Annotated in this window: 17 protein-coding genes; 8 read left to right on the top strand and 9 right to left on the bottom strand. The window is 56.1% G+C overall.

What is annotated here, in order from left to right; all coding sequences use genetic code 11:
- A partial coding sequence (locus ACIQT8_RS25005; RefSeq protein ID WP_400964314.1) for a 4Fe-4S dicluster domain-containing protein occupies positions 1–303 on the top strand: 303 nt, incomplete at its 5' end.
- 159 nt (positions 304–462) lie between these two features.
- Here ACIQT8_RS25005 and ACIQT8_RS25000 read toward each other — a convergent pair.
- Entirely contained in the window at positions 463–1,638 is a 1,176-nt protein-coding gene (locus ACIQT8_RS25000) for a glycerate kinase (RefSeq protein WP_400971209.1), read from the bottom strand.
- Between the two features lie 144 nt (positions 1,639–1,782).
- The gene (locus ACIQT8_RS24995; RefSeq protein WP_400971206.1) at positions 1,783–3,465 is read right to left on the bottom strand and encodes an SLC13 family permease; all 1,683 of its coding nucleotides are present in this window, start codon (positions 3,463–3,465) and stop codon (positions 1,783–1,785) included.
- Positions 3,466–3,503: 38 nt separating this feature from the next.
- Here ACIQT8_RS24995 and ACIQT8_RS24990 point away from each other — a divergent pair, with 38 nt between their 5' ends.
- Positions 3,504–3,719: a hypothetical protein gene (locus ACIQT8_RS24990; RefSeq protein WP_400971203.1), complete on the top strand. Its 216-nt coding sequence runs from the start codon at positions 3,504–3,506 to the stop codon at positions 3,717–3,719.
- A 78-nt stretch (positions 3,720–3,797) separates the two neighbouring features.
- Here ACIQT8_RS24990 and ACIQT8_RS24985 read toward each other — a convergent pair whose 3' ends face one another.
- On the bottom strand, positions 3,798–5,210 hold the full coding sequence (locus ACIQT8_RS24985; RefSeq protein WP_400971200.1) for a S8 family serine peptidase: 1,413 nt from the start codon (positions 5,208–5,210) through the stop codon (positions 3,798–3,800).
- Between the two features lie 112 nt (positions 5,211–5,322).
- On the opposite strand from ACIQT8_RS24985, the gene ACIQT8_RS24980 reads away from it, so the two are divergent.
- The 3 genes from ACIQT8_RS24980 to ACIQT8_RS24970 all read left to right on the top strand — a co-directional run bounded on the left by ACIQT8_RS24980 (position 5,323) and on the right by ACIQT8_RS24970 (position 7,381).
- Entirely contained in the window at positions 5,323–5,865 is a 543-nt protein-coding gene (locus ACIQT8_RS24980) for an RNA polymerase sigma factor (RefSeq protein WP_400971197.1), read from the top strand.
- A complete protein-coding gene (locus ACIQT8_RS24975; RefSeq protein WP_400971194.1) occupies positions 5,862–6,593 on the top strand; it encodes an anti-sigma factor family protein in 732 nt (243 codons plus the stop codon). Before ACIQT8_RS24980 ends, ACIQT8_RS24975 begins: the two co-directional genes overlap by 4 nt.
- A 71-nt stretch (positions 6,594–6,664) precedes the next feature.
- Positions 6,665–7,381: a DUF6065 family protein gene (locus ACIQT8_RS24970; protein ID WP_262527056.1), complete on the top strand. Its 717-nt coding sequence runs from the start codon at positions 6,665–6,667 to the stop codon at positions 7,379–7,381.
- A 131-nt stretch (positions 7,382–7,512) separates the two neighbouring features.
- On the opposite strand, the gene ACIQT8_RS24965 is transcribed toward ACIQT8_RS24970, so the two are convergent.
- Positions 7,513–7,914, bottom strand: coding sequence for a hypothetical protein (locus ACIQT8_RS24965; protein ID WP_400971191.1), 402 nt, complete (start codon positions 7,912–7,914; stop codon positions 7,513–7,515).
- A gap of 378 nt (positions 7,915–8,292) precedes the next feature.
- Between ACIQT8_RS24965 and ACIQT8_RS24960 the strand changes: the two genes are divergently transcribed.
- Entirely contained in the window at positions 8,293–8,712 is a 420-nt protein-coding gene (locus ACIQT8_RS24960; RefSeq protein WP_400971189.1) for a BA14K family protein, read from the top strand.
- Positions 8,713–8,762: 50 nt separating this feature from the next.
- Here ACIQT8_RS24960 and serA read toward each other — a convergent pair whose 3' ends face one another.
- On the bottom strand, positions 8,763–10,001 hold the full coding sequence (gene serA / locus ACIQT8_RS24955) for a phosphoglycerate dehydrogenase (protein ID WP_262527052.1): 1,239 nt from the start codon (positions 9,999–10,001) through the stop codon (positions 8,763–8,765).
- Between the two features lie 429 nt (positions 10,002–10,430).
- Between serA and ACIQT8_RS24950 the strand changes: the two genes are divergently transcribed.
- Entirely contained in the window at positions 10,431–11,597 is a 1,167-nt protein-coding gene (locus tag ACIQT8_RS24950) for an MFS transporter (RefSeq protein ID WP_400971185.1), read from the top strand.
- Positions 11,598–12,067: 470 nt separating this feature from the next.
- On the opposite strand, the gene ACIQT8_RS24945 is transcribed toward ACIQT8_RS24950, so the two are convergent.
- Entirely contained in the window at positions 12,068–12,298 is a 231-nt protein-coding gene (locus ACIQT8_RS24945; protein ID WP_262527048.1) for a hypothetical protein, read from the bottom strand.
- 175 nt (positions 12,299–12,473) lie between these two features.
- Entirely contained in the window at positions 12,474–12,824 is a 351-nt protein-coding gene (locus ACIQT8_RS24940; RefSeq protein ID WP_400971182.1) for a hypothetical protein, read from the bottom strand.
- Between the two features lie 327 nt (positions 12,825–13,151).
- On the opposite strand from ACIQT8_RS24940, the gene ACIQT8_RS24935 reads away from it, so the two are divergent.
- Positions 13,152–13,547, top strand: coding sequence for an FCD domain-containing protein (locus ACIQT8_RS24935; RefSeq protein WP_400971179.1), 396 nt, complete (start codon positions 13,152–13,154; stop codon positions 13,545–13,547).
- Between the two features lie 75 nt (positions 13,548–13,622).
- Here ACIQT8_RS24935 and ACIQT8_RS24930 read toward each other — a convergent pair whose 3' ends face one another.
- Together ACIQT8_RS24930 and ACIQT8_RS24925 are read right to left on the bottom strand one after the other, a co-directional pair.
- Positions 13,623–14,474 (bottom strand): NADPH-dependent oxidoreductase, encoded by an 852-nt coding sequence (locus ACIQT8_RS24930; RefSeq protein ID WP_400971221.1) that lies wholly within the window; start codon positions 14,472–14,474, stop codon positions 13,623–13,625.
- Positions 14,475–14,686: 212 nt separating this feature from the next.
- The gene (locus ACIQT8_RS24925) at positions 14,687–15,397 is read right to left on the bottom strand and encodes an SDR family oxidoreductase (protein WP_400971176.1); all 711 of its coding nucleotides are present in this window, start codon (positions 15,395–15,397) and stop codon (positions 14,687–14,689) included.
- Positions 15,398–15,438 lie beyond the last annotated feature (41 nt).

The raw sequence follows: 15,438 nt of genomic DNA, 5'->3' as shown, positions 1-15,438 counted from the left end.
TTCGACCGCCTGTCATCGGTGTTCCTGTCCTCGACCAACCATGAAGAAGACCAGCCGGTGCATCTTCAGGTGAAGGACATGGCGCTGCAGAAATCGTCCGAGCACGATGTTTATGCGGGACCATCGACGCGTTATTGCCCGGCCGGCGTTTACGAATGGGTGGAGAAGGACGGCCAGGAGACCTACGTCATCAATGCGCAGAACTGCGTTCACTGTAAGACGTGTGACATCAAGGACCCCAACCAGAACATCAACTGGGTTCCGCCACAAGGCGGCGAAGGGCCGGTATACGCCAACATGTAATGTTGGCCCGGCCCGCACGGACCGCCGTCAGCGGGAATGCCCGGCGAAGGGCCGGTTTACGCCAACATGTAATGTTTGGCCCGGCCTGGGAAAATTCCGTTCCAAATGGCCAAGTTCAGCGTGGGCGATCAATCTGAAATGACTGAATTTTTCCAAATTCTACCTTGCTGTGGAAAAAGACAGTCGCAGTGTCGCGCCGATCATAATCATCCTCATCATGTCTTCTGCTGCGCGGGACAGAAGCTTTGGCGCGGACGAGATAGCGTCTTCCAGGGAGCAGGGGCGCGTCAGGATCGATGCGAAGGCATCTATGCCGCAATCGAGATTGAGCCGCACGCCCTTTCCGATCGTGCCTGCAAGCGCCACCACTGGGACACCGGCTGCCTTGGCGCGTCGTGCGATTTCAGCCGGAACCTTGCCAAAGGGTGTCTGGCCATCAAGGCTGCCTTCCGCCGTGATCACTAGGTCGGCGTCGTGAATGTAGTCATCGACCTCGAGATACTGCATGACGATCTCGTAGCGGGGATGAAGTGCGCCGCAGAGGAGACCGAGAACGGCGGCACCCAGACCACCCGAGGCTCCGGCACCTGGTGCGGAGCCGACATCTACGCCAGTGGCGTTTTGAATGTGGGCTGCATAAGTCTCCATAGCTGCGGCCAATCGCTCGACCTGTTCGGGTGTTGCGCCTTTCTGCGGTCCGAAAACGCGGGCCACACCTCGCTTACCGAGTAGCTGGTTGTGCCAATTGACAGCGGCATCGATACGAACCCGCGCAAGGCGAGGGTCACGATTTTTAATGTCTATACGGTTTAACTGCGTGAGTGCCGCACCGCCTCGGTCGAGCTCGTTGCCGTCGGTGTCCAGAAGCCGGATACCCAGCGCCTGCGCCATGCCGGCTCCGCCATCGTTGATGCCGCTGTCGCCGCAACCGAGCAAGATCCGCTTTGCGCCGCGATCAAGTGCGGCCCGCACGAGTTCACCGACGCCGTAACTCGTGGTCAGGCAGGGATTGCGACGACCGCGCGGGACGAGGCTGAGGCCGGCAGCGGCGGCCATCTCGATGACTGCGGTCGGTTCCGAAGAGCCTCCCAGAAACCCGACAAAGGCCTGTACCGGCTGTCCAACCGGCCCGGTGACGGTAACCGGATGGATCGTGCCATTGGTTGCGTTCACCAGCGCCCGGGTAAATCCCTCACCACCATCGGCCATCGGAACCTTTGTGACGACGGAGCCGGGAAACGCGCGCAGAACGCCTTTTTCGATGCAGTCGGCGGCCTGTTCGGCCGAAAGACTTTCCTTGAAACCGGAGGGGGCAACGACGACGCGGAAGGGCATGGGCATTATCCTTTCATGACAAATAAGTGACATGAGGAAAACGTGATGATTCGACGCTTATTCCAGCGCGAAATAAATTTATTCGGCTAAATAAAAATGAGCCGCATTGAGCGGCTCTTGAAGGTTCTAGATTATTGTTTTTGCTCAATGTCCTCTGGAGAATCCCTGCAACGGCCACAGCACGGTTGCCACGAGAATAAGCAGAAACATGAAAGGCGGGACGAGCAAATAACCGAGCTTGCGCAGATCGCCTTGGGTAAAGGCCGCAGGTTCCAGCCCACCGAACAGCACGACCGGTTTAGCCGATACCATGGTCATCTGGCAAAAGCCGCTTGCCAGCGTCACAACCATCACAAGAACAGCCGGATCGACGCCAAAAGCCGAGAGCGGCAACGCGAAGGCTGGGATGAGCACCGTCGCCCGCGCCGTCCGCGAGGTGATCACCAGATGAGAAAAGGTCGCGATGATCACTGCAAACGAGATGATGATGACGGGCGCCGTAATCATGCTCTGGCGAAAAACGCTCACCAGCCGATCGGTTAGCATCTGGGCCGTGCCCGTTTCAATTAGTGCTTCGCCGATGACCAGCGTGCCCGCCATGAACAGAAGCAGATTCCACTCAACATTTTTTAGCGCGGCCTTCAGCGTCAGGCCGGAGATATTTGGCGTACAAAGGACAAGGGCTGCCACGACTGCGACCAAGGATATGTCAATACCGTGAAAGGACTGGGCGGAGAACATCAATACCGTGCCGCCGACTGTGGCCGCTACCGCGACCTGCTGACGCGACAGGGCGGTAGGGCGGCCTGGTGAAAGGCTGGCGTCAGGAGCCATGTCGCGTTCCTCCTTGCTCATGAACACATGAAGCAATATGGCGCAGGCGATAAGGCAGGTTATCAGCGAAAAAGGACCGGCCAGCACCAGCCAGCCGATGAAGTCCGGTTGCGTGCCGTTGAAGCGTAACAAAAAGCCGGAGGCAACAAGATGCGCTCCGGCGCCAATCAGCGAAGCGCCGGCTGAGAGAAGTATGACGGTTGGAAAAAGCAGGCCGAGCGCGCGCGAAACCCTCGTATTGCCGATTGCCGATGAGAGGCCGAGATAGACCGGCATCAAGATGGCCGCCCGAGCCGATGTGGAGGGGATGACGAAAGCAGTTGCGAAAGTAAGCAGCGTTAACGTCCAGAACATTGAGCGAATGCTGCGCATCTTCGGCATCAGTCGGTCAGTCACCTGTTCGATCAGGCCCACATGCCTTAGAACTGCGGCGATCACGAAGGCCGACAACAACAGCCAGATGATGTCATTGCCCAACGAGCGGTAAACCAGATCTTCAGGTATAGCGCCAACTACGGCAAGCGCGACTGCGCCCGCCAGCGCAACTGAAGTTTCAGGCAATTCTAGCACCGTCCAACCGATAATCGCAGAGAAGAAGATGAAGAGCGTTGTCCGCATCGACATGGTCAGGCCGTCAATTGCCAAAAAGATCAGCACGGAGGCAAAACCGATCAACAACGCTGCGACCACCTGTTTAAGGTGTCTGACCGATACAACTGGCCCTTGCTCCGCAATCGCCGTTTTGTCTTTCTGCTGATTTGCCGTGGGCAAGGACATAAGGTGCACCATCACTTGGCCTCCTTCACATAACGCCGTCATCAGAGGGCAGTTTCGGTTCGGGGGAGGCGGCCGGTCGGCTCCGATCTCCCCATGCCCGATTATGAACGTTTGATGACGATGGATATTCCCGGTCTCGGTGTGTTTTCGCAAAATAAGATCAATGATGCAGAAAACGCATCGCCGCCGGAATAAGTCAGCGACTTCCACGTTCATCGACACGTATCGCCCTCGGACACGGAAGGAGAACAGACATGAACCGAAGTTTTGTCACAAGCGGCATGGCCCTAATTGCCGTGGTCACGCTGATGGCCTCAGCACATAAGGTGCAGGCCATGCCACGTGCACAACCGCAGGCATCCACACTCTCGCAGGTCATCCTTGCGGATGACGATGACGATGACGACGATCGCCGTTACAGCCGTCGTTATCGCAGTGATGACGACGACGACGATGACGACGACGATTGAGACTGAGCCATCGAGAACAGAAAATATCGTGCCCGGCCTACGCGCCGGGCATTCTTTTCGAACACGGGCTTGCGGAGATCAACTCTGGCACAGCACCTTTGCGTTCAGCAGGCCCCAGCCGAATATCGCATCCTTGCCCGGCTCGCCCATGTCGTTTGCCGAACGCGTTAGGGCGTCCGCCACCTCATCGGGTTCCATTTCCGGGTTGGCGCCGAGCAGCAGGGCAGCAGCCGCTGTTACGAAAGGTGCGGCAAACGAGGTGCCGCTCTTTTGCCTGCCGCCCGAAATGGAGGCCGCCGTCCATACCCCAACGCCTGGAGCGGCGATGTCGATATGATCGCCACGAACCGCACGCCGATAAGGTTTCATGTTCCGGTCGACAGCGGTAACGGCGATCACATCAGCGTAGGCGGCGGGATAGACCGGTTTGGCGTTCGGCCCTTCGTTGCCGGCGGCTGCAATCAGAATTGTATCCTTGTCGATGATGGCGCGCACAGCCTGTTCCAACAGCATGTTCGGCGGCCCGCTGAGACTGAGGTTGACGATCCTGATATTGCGGGCGGCCAGCATATCAAGTGCCCGTATGAGATCGTAGATGTCGGCTATATCGGTAGCCCTGCCATAGCGCTGGAAGGCATCGATCGCGACCAGTCTGCCGCCGGGAAGCAGGCCGGGAGCGCGGCTGCCGGAAGAGCCGACGAGGAGAGCGGCAACGGCAGTGCCGTGTTGCGCCGCAGAGCTGGGGTTGGTGCCGTCCCCCAATTGCAGCACTTCGATAGTCGCCTCGGCAAGCGAGGCATGATCGGCGTTGATGGCGGTGTCGACCAGGCCGATCGGCAAGGGAGCGCCGCAACCTGTCGCTCGCCCGTTACCAGCTTCTAGCGGCCAGTCGACGATATGGCGAATAAGCTTGCAGTCGCCGCCGGGGCAGGACGCTGTGTCTTTCTCCTCGGGCTGATAGAAATGGTTGAAATCCACATTAGCTGAGGGTGCGGCGGCAACGACGGCCTGACGCGCGACATCTAGGGTCATACCACGCGGTATCGTCAGCTTGACCAATTCGCTACCGGTAAGCGCGATTGTTGTTCGCTCATCAATCACGAAACCGTCTTGCGTCAGGCTTGCGATCGTTGCCTCGTCGAGGCCCAAGGCGACGATTTCGTCGCGAGCGCGATCAGGAATGGCGACAGCACGTCTTGGTGGCGCAGGACGTTCCGCTCGTTGAAATGGCCACCTAAACAACGATCGTAGGTCGCCTCTCAGACGCCTGCCATCATCACCACGGTTTTCACCGCCGGAAGAGCCGCCAGAGGATCCGGCGCTGTTGCCGCTATCATCGTCGTCGTTGTTATCGTCGTCATCATCCGCAAATGCCGCAGCAACGCCAGGTGCGATGCCGACGGATTGAAGCAGTGGCATTGCGGCCATGCCACCGATGGCAACGAGTATCACCAGGATAAATCTGAAGCGGGGTGGTGCAATCGTCGACAAAGCGCTATCTCCAGTAGAAAAACAGCTGAAATATTCCCAACAAGCACGGGAATGCTATCTTGGATAGACGTTTATCTCGACAAAATATTCCCTGCCGTGCCAAACAAATCGCATGACGAATGACACGCGCACAGTGCCACAGCGGTTGGTGGAGTTTTTACCCAATCTGCGCCGATTTGCGATTTCGCTTTGCCACTCGCGAGAACTGGCCGATGATCTCGTGCAAGCCGCCTGTGAGCGTGCAATCGTCGCCGCCGACAGTTTCGCGCCGGATACGCGCTTTGACGCCTGGATGTTCCGTATCCTGCGCAATCTCTGGATTGATCATCTGCGCCGCGCCCGCACTGCCGGTCCGCAGGATGAAATCGAGAAAGCCTATGACGTGTCAGTCCCTTCGGGAGAGGCCGCAACCCATGCCCGTATGGAACTGATGGAAGTGGCGACTGCTTTGCAGAAACTGCCGGAAGAACAACGCGAAGTGCTCGTTCTGGTCTGCGTGGAGGAGCTGAGCTATCGCGATGCGGCCGACGTGCTCGCCATTCCTATCGGCACGGTGATGAGCCGTCTGGCGCGGGCGCGCAAAAATCTGGCCGAACTGACGGGAATAAGCCTTGGGGAGAAACGTTCGTCCGATACGAAAGGCGGCGTTGCATGACTATGGAACACTTTGACGACGAAACATTGATGGCATTTGCTGATGGCGAACTGGACGCGGCGACCAGCCAGCGGCTGGAGACGGCGCTCGAGACAGACGAGACGCTGGCCGAACGGCTGGCCGTCTTTCTCGACACTCGCATGGCTGTTGGGGCCGCCATGAAGCCGTTGATCGATGAGCCGGTGCCGGAAGCACTTGCGACATCCGTTCGGCGCATGACAGAGGCGGCCGAGCACAAGGTGCTTGCCTTCCAACGCCCCGAAAAACGGATGCATTTCCGTAGTAGGCGGCCTTGGATGATGCCGATCGCGGCTTCCATCCTTGCCGTCATCACCGGTGTCGGCGGATATATGGCGGGCCGAGGCAATGTCGACCTGGAGGGGGCCTCCGAAAACGCCTTGTTTGCCGCGCTTGACCAGCAACCTTCCGGCAGCGATGTCACGCTCGGCCAATCCGAGGCGCTGCATATCGTTTCAAGTTTTGTTGACGGTCGGGGAGAACTCTGCCGGGAGTACGAATTGAAACGGCGCAACGAGACGACTGCAACCGTTGCATGCCGCACAAATGGCGCGTGGGTCACGCGTCTGGCGTTGTCGTCGCCGCGTTCAGAAGGTTACGTGCCAGCATCCTCTCAGGAAACGATCGACGCCTATCTCGCTTCGATCGAAGCCGGTGAACCGCTTGCCGCAGAGGCTGAAAGAAACGCGCTCGCCGGAATGGCCGAATGATTCTTCAGATGCGTTCGGAATAAGTTCTAACCTGCGCCGTTCTCCACGCATATGCTGCGAGGAGAACGATCATGACACTGCCACTGCTGAAAAAGCCCGAACCGAGAGTGACTTTCCTCTGCAGGAACGAGGACGAGGGCATCATCCCCGTGCCCGTGAGGGCAAAAACCGCGCTGCCGGAATGGTTTCGCAAACTGCCGCCCGTCACCGAGGCGCGTCTTTCGACGACCGATAACGGCCTCACCGTTAAGCGTTGCATGCCGTTTCTCGATGCAATGGCAACGGGGTGGATCATTGGCCTTGCCGCGACGGTGCGCATGCAGATCTCCGATGGTGGACAGACGGTGGATTGCGGCTGGGATTTTGACCGCACCATGGTCAGCAACCACGCTAACCACCAGGTGGCCGGAAATCCGCGCGAACCGATGCCGCCCTGCAAGTTTCACAATTACTGGACCATCGTTACGCCGCCGGGCTGGAGCTGCCTGTTCCTACCGCCGCTGAACCGCCCGAACGGCGTGTTCGAAATTGTTTCGGGCGTGGTGGATACCGACAGCTACCAGTCGGAAATCCATTTTCCGTTTTTCGCCATCGGTGAAGATGGATTGCATGTTCTGGAGCGCGGCACGCCGATCGTGCAGATCATTCCCTTCCGCCGGGAAACGACCGACCTTGCCGCCGATATCCGGTCGGAAAGCGAAGGTGAGGCGGTGACCCGCAAATCGATCCTGCGCAAGACGCAGGCATCCGATGGCTGGTATCGGAAATTCGCCCGGGCTCAGCGTTGAAATTCGCAGATCCAAGCCCCTTTCGCCGATATCCGGCTTTTGTCGGCTCTCGACGCGCGCCGTTACGTATCCTTAAGATTCTGAAAATAATTATTATTTTGTGGAATATGTCCGAAGGCGATCCGTTTCTCTCAAGCAGTCAATGAAGGCTGCCCGACAATCAGGAGAAACAAAATGAAGAAGATGTTTGCCATTCTGGGCTCATTGCTTGCCACCAATGTTGCAACCCCAACCCCGGCCGTCGCCGACGATCCAGTCACCCGCTTCCTGGAGCGTACGTTCAACAATAACGCAAGCTCTCGCGAGGCGCGTCGTGGCCGTGACGATAATCGCAGGAGCTGGTCGAATTCCAGCACCAATAGGGCCTCGAACTCTTCCAGCAACTTCAGTTCGAACGGAAACTCGAATTCCAACAGCAACTCAAACTCAAACTCAAACTCAAACTCGAATTCGAATTCGAATTCGAATTCGAACAGTTCGTCGAACTCGTCGAGCAATTCCAGCTCGAACAGCAGTTCGAATTCCTCAAGCAATTCCAGCTCCAATTCGTCGTCGAACTCCAGCTCGAACTCTTCCGACGACGATTGAACTGCGCCTACCTCGGAAGCTGACTTGCCGATTGGATTACTTCCAGTCTGCCGAGAGCCAAGGCCTTCTACGACTATTGGGTAGATGTGCGTAAAGTTAAATGGCGATCTTTCCGTTACTGTTGAGATCGCCGTCCGGCACTAGGGATCTAATGCCCGACACGTTCACAAAAGCATTTGCGCGCCTGAATCGTGCGCGTAACGCTGCCTAGGCTCCTGACACAATATCAACTCAACTAAAACGCGCCAAAAGCGTTGAAGGAGATGTCGAGGTCAGTGTGGGACGCATCCCTCGCTCTTTCTCGATCAAGCTAGGAGGAACGTATGCAAAAGATTAGCAAGATTTTCAGCGCGATTTCATTGTCCGCAATCATGACATTTTCATCGTTAACCGCCGCGTCAGCCACGCCAATGCCCGCATTTTCCGCGCCTAAAGTCTCAAATGTGGAGGAAGTGCAGTATCGTCATCATCGTCGTCACTACCGCGAATGGCGTCACCACCGCGCTGACAGGTATCATCATAGGCACTATCACCGTCATCATCGTCGTTCGAACGCTGGTGCAATCATAGGCGGGCTCGCTGTGGGAGCTATCATTGGCGGGGCATTAGCAGCTCCGAGGCATTCTTATAGAGGAGGCCATGCCCAGTGGTGCGCAAATCGCTACCGGACATATCGTGCCTATGACAACACCTATGTCCCGCGGGTGGGTGTGCGTGCCTACTGCAGGTCTCCATACAACTGATTTGCCGGAGACCGGTTTGGTGCGGCCTGCCACAAGCAGGCCGCCGGTGATCAATAGAGCAATCGCGCGCGGATGGTTCCGGGAATTTCCCGTAATGCCTGGAGAACGTCGTTCGCGTGGTCGGATGTGCCTTCAGCTTCAATGACGACGTAACCCGTGTCGCCATGGGTCTGCAGGAATTCGCCGACGATATTCAATCCACGCGAGTAAAAGATCTCATTCAGTTGGATGAGAATGCCAGGACGGTTCTGATGCACATGCATGAAGCGCGTGCCATTCGGTCGCTCGGGCAACTGAACCTGCGGAAAGTTGACGGCACCCATTGTCGAGCCGATGTCGGAATACTCAATGAGTTTTCTGGAAACTTCTCCGCCAATGCGCTCCTGCGCCTCTTCTGTTGAGCCACCGATATGCGGTGTCAGGATAACGTTGTTCAAACCCTGCAAGGGCGTTTCGAAACGATCCTTGTTCGATGCGGGCTCTTTCGGGAACACGTCAACGGCAGCACCAGCGAGATGACCATCCTGGAGGACTTTCGCGAGTGCGTCGAGATCAACTACAGTGCCGCGTGAGTTGTTGATGAAGATGGCACCTTTCTTCATGCGGCGCAGTTCGGTTTCGGTGATCATGTTGTTGGTCGATGGCGTTTCAGGGACGTGCATCGACACATAATCAGAAATTTCGAGAAGCTCACCGAGCGAATCCATCGATTCAGAATTGCCACGGCGCAGTCTGTCGGAAAGATCGAAGTAGCGTACGACCATACCCATGCTTTCGGCCAGCGCGCTCAACTGCGAGCCGATATTGCCATAGCCGACAATCCCGAGCGTCTTGCCGCGAACTTCGCGGCTGCCGACAGCCGACTTTTCCCAACCACCCTGGTGGGCGGACGCCGAACGCGGGAATATCTGCCGTGTCAGCATGATGATTTCTCCGATCACAAGTTCTGCGACCGAGCGCGTGTTGGAATAGGGCGCGTTGAATACGGGGATACCGCGTCTCCGGGCGGCGTCGAGGTCAACCTGGTTCGTTCCGACAGAGAAACAACCAACGGCGATGAGCTTTTTGGCTGCGTCGAAGATTTCTTCTGTCAGTTGAGTGCGCGAACGAATGCCGATGATGTGAGCGTCCGCGATGTGGCGCTTTAACTCGTTGTCATCAAGGGCCTTCGGCAGATGTATGAGATTGGTGTAGCCGGACGCTGAAAAGTAATCCACGGCAGTCTGGCTAATGCCTTCGAGCAGAAGCACGGAAATTCGGTCACGCGGGAGGGAGAGTTGAGTTGTCATCGGTGTTCTTTCGATTTCCGGACTTTAGAGAGGTTAGTGGTGTTTGTAAGTCGACACGGCGGATTAAAACAAGCCATTGAGTCCACCAATAGGCTCAAACAGAATGGGGAGCAATTAAACCGTATAAGGCGATAGGTAGCCCGAAAGTGGGGGATGAAGCTGCCGAACACATAAGGGATGGTGCGCAACACGGCTGTCGCCAGGATCCAGGCCCCGAACTGCGCAAGAAGATTGTCGGTCTGGTCCTTGAGATTGCTGAACCAGGTGCACGATTACGATTGTCAAGTGAAAGCTCTTTCTAATAGGTGGTTGCGAGCTCGAAGAGTCTGCTTGAGACATACGGACCAAGGAGATATGAGCGTCCTATCAATATTGGATATCTGCCCTTCCCGTTGAGAAAGAGGCATCCTCACCTTATTTGGAATTTACATGCCTCACCGGAAAACCTACGTGGCGTTCGCCTTTACTTTTTTCCTGAGCATGTATTTCAGAACGTTCTTCGCGGTTGTCGGCCCCGAGCTCTCGCGTGACCTCGCGCTCACCCCGGTTCAGTTCGGGCTGCTTTCCTCGGCATTTTTTGCAAGCTTCGCGATCTCGCAGGTCCCTGTCGGGTTGCTTTTCGATCGTTTCGGCTGTCGGATGCCTGCAGCGGTGCTTGTTCTCTTGGGTTCAATTGGTGCGGCACTGATGGCTGGCGCAACCTCATTTTTCCCGGCAGTGTTGGGCCATGGGCTTTTGGGTATCGGATGTGCGCCGGCCCTGATGTCGGTCTATTTTTATTTCGGTCAAACGCAGACCTGGCAAAAAGCCGCACGAACTGCGACGGGCATCGCCGCACTAGGGTCAATTGGCGCTCTCGTCTCGACAACACCCCTCGAGATGGTTGTTTCCTCCTTTGGGTGGCGCAATGCTGTCGCGGTGTCGGCATGTTTCCTGGCAGTTGCAGCCGGGTTGGTCTGGATGTGGGTTCCCGCATTGACAAGAAGCCAGGACATCGGGCGCGATGCCTCGGATTCCATCAAAACAAACCCGATGTTCCTTGCTCTTCTGGCACCGATTTTCCTCAGCGCGTCACTCGGGACCGTCTTCAGGAGCGCGTGGGCGTCACCCTACCTGCTCGACGTCGTGGAGCTTTCCTCTCAGGGCGCTGCAAATATCTTCGCCTTGATCAGCGTAGCAGGAACAGTCACGGGTTTTTTGCTGCCTTTCGCAATGCGACGCTGGAAACCTGGATCGATTGTAGCGGTCTTCTATACCTGCGCGATCACACTCACGGCTGCTCTTGCAATCAGTCCGGCGCAGAGCCCGATCTCGGCGGCCGCAGCGCTCTCGATGCTTTATGCAATCGGCAATTGCCACACAATCGCTATGGCAGAAGCGCAGTCTCACATTGAAGCAAGAAGGCGAGGGGTCATTCTTGGATTGCTGAATGGTCTCGGCTTTGTCGGCGTTGCTCTATTTTCTCCGCTCTTCGGCGTGATTGCGCGGGTCTTCGATAAGGAGCCTGCATTCAGCATCATGTTTGGTGTCACCGCCTGCGCGCTGGTCGTGTCTCTCATCGCTTATTTGTTTCGTGGACGCGCAGTCCGGTCATAACCGGATGCCACAAGCAGCCACCGCGGAGGCTAAGGAAGAATAGCTTATAAGACGCAAATTCAAGAAGACGTCGCAAAACTGCCCTGACCGCCTTTCACTCTGCATCGATCACGGATTATCGTCATTGCCTTCTTGCAGGACCTCGCCTTTCGCCTCCCTCAACAAGAGCTTTATGCGCAGCATCCAGTCCTTCTTCATCAGGAGGACCACGAACGCTGGTTGCGCAGCAGTTTGGAGGAGGCAATCTCGTTCCGGTCGCGTGTTTTTCCGCGAGATTTGATGGCCATCGAGCGGGCGCCGGAGCTTTGGGTGAAGAGGCCATCCCCGAAAGAACCGCTTCTCATTTAAGCACGGCTTGCTGTTAACACCGGTCAGTCACTTCTCCCGACAAATAAGAAACCCTCCCAGAGGAGGGTTTCACGATTGGCAACGCAAACATTTAACAGCTTACGATCAAGAGATTGTTCGAGCTACAGGGCGCTTTGTCTTACGACGGTTATCTTGCCGATCGCTACAAGCGGTGTCACGTCGAGCGTTTCACCAGTATCGGCCAAGTCAAGGCTATAGTGGAATGCCCTGCCATCAGGGTGGTCTACTGTTTCGTGGATTTTTTCTTTGCCGAAATAGGGGCCGGCAGGGATCGAAAAGCCAGAAGCTTCACAGTCTTCGACAGCTCGAAAACGTACGGGTGCACCTTCCATTTGTTCCTCCATGAGTTCACGCAAATGAAAAATATGCAGCGGGTACTGCCGAAATATGTTGCCTCGAAACAAACCGTGAGGCAACCGTGCCGGTGCACCCCTCAGAAATGACAGTCTCTGACTGCGTCCAAAGCGATGCATGGAAGCTCGCAGTCTCACATCTGGACGATCACGTTCAGGCTTCCATCTTTCTGTTCACCAGATAAGCAAGCGCGACTGCAGAACAAAAAGCATAAGGGCTCAAGAGCAAGATGTCTGCGTAGGATATCTCGAACAACATCGTCGCCGGCCAACCAAGAACAAAGACCCATGTGAAAACTGCGCCGCAAACAAGCAGCGTCGATGCTCTGAAAGGAGCGCCTGGTGCCAGGTAATTCGTGACGATGACTGACGGAATACCAACCAAAAAACAGCCTGGAATCGTACCAAAGAGGCTCATCAAAACCAGGAAAGCGTAAAACAACACATCATACGCGTCTAGCGAGTATTCTGGGTCAGGATGCGTAGCGAACAGGTAAGCTAGCACTATAAGCGATCCGGCTACACTTCCAACCATCGCTGACAGAAGTGCGACAGGGACCAAATTTCGCATATGGCTTACCAAATATTCGCTCCTGCAACTCATTGACCGTCACCGCTCTAGAACGTGTCGTGACTCGTTGTGGTCTGCCTGCGAGCGAAATGCACGCTGTGAGCAGGAAGAGCAACAAGTTTTCAATGTTTATTTAGACCGGGACATCGCAGTCCGAATGAGCGATTGTTCTTGGAGGGCGACCGGCTTCTGAGCAACGAGCCGTGCCGGGGGCTGATCGTAACCCAACTCTCTCATCAGCAGGTTGTCGAATTGCACAACATGCATGAAATTCTTGAACGTGCCGCCGCACGCCATGCAGCCCAGGTTGCCAGCGACATGGAATTGGCCGCTCTCGCCGACATTAATCAGCGAGAGCAGGACAATCTCCTCGATTACAAATTGCTTCGTGATCTCGACCGCAATTTTCAAGACTTGATTATGCTCGCAGCACATAACAGGTACCTGCTGCGTTCTGCAGAGCAGCTGTCAGGCACCATGTCGGTGTTGCCGAGCTTGCTGGATCAGGAAGAGCGTGCCCGGCTTGCGGTGGAGGAGCATCACGCGATCGTTGAGGCTCTGTTGCGAAGGGACCGAGACGCGGCCGAGGATGCTGCTCGCGCGCATATTCACGCCTCGCAGAAACACAGGATGCTGATGCGTCTACGATCGCCGTAGCCCACGCGAGCCCCTGATGCCCAAATTGATCGCTAACAGAAACACCGTCAGCGTTTCGAGGCTGCGTTGCTCGTCTTATTTGATACTGAAGCCGAGACGGTGCAATGTTTGTTTGAGGTCTGCTCTGCCTTTCAACGCTTCAGCGTTTTCGATGCGTTTCGCAATAGGGGCTGTCCAGCCATATTCGGGAAGTCCCTGTCGCTCCTGAAAAACCTTCATGACTTCGTCGTAGCTATCCAGGTCGTGCTGTTCCGTGCCTGAATACGTTTCACGAAACAGTACCGAAGATTGCGGGAGGCGTGGTTTGACATCGGTCTTTACTGCCGGATCGGGATAGCCAACGGACAGACCGAATAACGCAACGACTCCAGAGGGAAGACGCAGTTCGTGTGATACATCTTCGGGTCTGTTGCGAATGCCGCCTACGTAGCAGGAGCCGAGGCCTAGGGAATCAATTGCCGATACGGCATTTTGCGCTGCAAGCGCGGCGTCGATCGCACCAATCAGGAAACTCTCCAGATAATCCAGACCCTCACCGTCGTTACCCTGGCTGGCTGCAACATTTCGAAGCCTTTTCAGATCAACCAACCAGACGAGAAAGAGAGGCGCTTGCTTGACGTGGGCGTTCCCGCCTGTGAAATCGGCAAGTCGTGCCTTGCGATCACTGTCTTCGACCGCAACGACGCTCCACGCCTGAAGATTGGAGGATGTGGGCGCAGACTGGGCTGCGGCGACGAGAAGTTCGAGGCTCCCCTGTGGTAAAGGTCTAGGAAGATATGCGCGCGTCGTGCGGTGGTTCAGCAGCACGTCAATCGTGTCGTTCCAGAAGGGGGGAGAGAAATCAGCCTCCGTCCCATAACGGTTCGTGACCCGTTGTTGTTGCTGTTGCTGTAAATCGATTGTTCTTGCTGGGTCGAAAATGCTCATTTGAAAACCTGTGATTGGTAGAATTGGATAGGCCACGACAAAAGTTGGGTATCATCAGTTTTTAATAATCGCCACCGGTGTCGAGGCCGAGGAATATCCTGCCCAATCGTGATTTCAGCGTGAAACAACATTCCTGGGATTTCAGCAGTCACCGCAATGGATGTCATTCATCCATCTGGCGTCAAAGCGTTTTCAGGAACGGGTGCGCACCTTTATCGAAGGGAATAACCGCCGTCGCTGAATAGCGTGCTGCCGGTCATGTTGGTGTTGTCCAGCAGGAAGAGCGCGGCATGTGCCTGCTCCTCTACAGTGGCGGGACGTTGCACTAGATTGAGCGTGCTCCAGATCTCGTATGCCGGCTTTCGAACATTGTCCGGACGGTTTCGCCATAGCTCACTGTCTGTTGTTCCAGGAGAGAGGCAATTGACCCGGATTGGATTGAGTTCAACAGCCAGTCCACGAGCAAGCCCCTCCAGCGCGGAGTTGCAAGCGGCATAAGCCGGAGCGCCTATGGGACGTGCCGAGGCGGCTCCAGACATGAGTAGGATAGATGCATGCTTGGCAAGACGCGGCAAGGCTGCATGGACTGCCCAGTATTGTCCCCAGAACTTCGCCTTGAAAAGTTGCTCACTGGTTTCGAGGTTGCCCTCGGAAAAAGAGCCTGTCTTGTAAGTGGCGGCGGGGGTGAAAAGGCCAGCAAGCAGGGGCGCTGTGGCAAAAAATTGGTCGAGGCTTTCTTTCTCGGTAATCTCCACCGTTTGGCCCGATGCCCCATCTCCAAGCGTCAACAGTGCATCGGTCAAGCGATCTTGAGAGCGACCTCCAAGATGGACACTATCTCCACGTTCTATCAGTTTCCGGGCAAGGGCGAATCCAATTCCGGACGTGCCCCCGATGATTGCGTAGGTTCTATTTGTGCTCATGAGTGCGATCATAAGCTGCGTTCTACTATCCTCGATAAGGG

The organism is Agrobacterium sp. NPDC090273 (assembly GCF_044772305.1).
GTDB lineage: Bacteria > Pseudomonadota > Alphaproteobacteria > Rhizobiales > Rhizobiaceae > Agrobacterium.
Note: the sequence above shows the minus strand (reverse complement) of the source record. Positions and strands in the feature narration are given on the sequence as shown.

Bases quoted from the DNA above. Each gene is read 5' to 3' on its own strand.
- ACIQT8_RS25000 (WP_400971209.1), bottom strand. From the start codon at position 1,638: ATGCCCTTCCGCGTCGTCGTTGCCCCCTCCGGTTTCAAGGAAAGTCTT.
- ACIQT8_RS24995 (WP_400971206.1), bottom strand. From the start codon at position 3,465: ATGAACGTGGAAGTCGCTGACTTATTCCGGCGGCGATGCGTTTTCTGC.
- ACIQT8_RS24990 (WP_400971203.1), top strand. From the start codon at position 3,504: ATGAACCGAAGTTTTGTCACAAGCGGCATGGCCCTAATTGCCGTGGTC.
- ACIQT8_RS24980 (WP_400971197.1), top strand. From the start codon at position 5,323: ATGACGAATGACACGCGCACAGTGCCACAGCGGTTGGTGGAGTTTTTA.
- ACIQT8_RS24975 (WP_400971194.1), top strand. From the start codon at position 5,862: ATGACTATGGAACACTTTGACGACGAAACATTGATGGCATTTGCTGAT.
- ACIQT8_RS24970 (WP_262527056.1), top strand. From the start codon at position 6,665: ATGACACTGCCACTGCTGAAAAAGCCCGAACCGAGAGTGACTTTCCTC.
- ACIQT8_RS24960 (WP_400971189.1), top strand. From the start codon at position 8,293: ATGCAAAAGATTAGCAAGATTTTCAGCGCGATTTCATTGTCCGCAATC.
- serA (WP_262527052.1), bottom strand. From the start codon at position 10,001: ATGACAACTCAACTCTCCCTCCCGCGTGACCGAATTTCCGTGCTTCTG.
- ACIQT8_RS24950 (WP_400971185.1), top strand. From the start codon at position 10,431: ATGCCTCACCGGAAAACCTACGTGGCGTTCGCCTTTACTTTTTTCCTG.
- ACIQT8_RS24945 (WP_262527048.1), bottom strand. From the start codon at position 12,298: ATGGAAGGTGCACCCGTACGTTTTCGAGCTGTCGAAGACTGTGAAGCT.
- ACIQT8_RS24935 (WP_400971179.1), top strand. From the start codon at position 13,152: ATGCATGAAATTCTTGAACGTGCCGCCGCACGCCATGCAGCCCAGGTT.
- ACIQT8_RS24930 (WP_400971221.1), bottom strand. From the start codon at position 14,474: ATGAGCATTTTCGACCCAGCAAGAACAATCGATTTACAGCAACAGCAA.
- ACIQT8_RS24925 (WP_400971176.1), bottom strand. From the start codon at position 15,397: ATGAGCACAAATAGAACCTACGCAATCATCGGGGGCACGTCCGGAATT.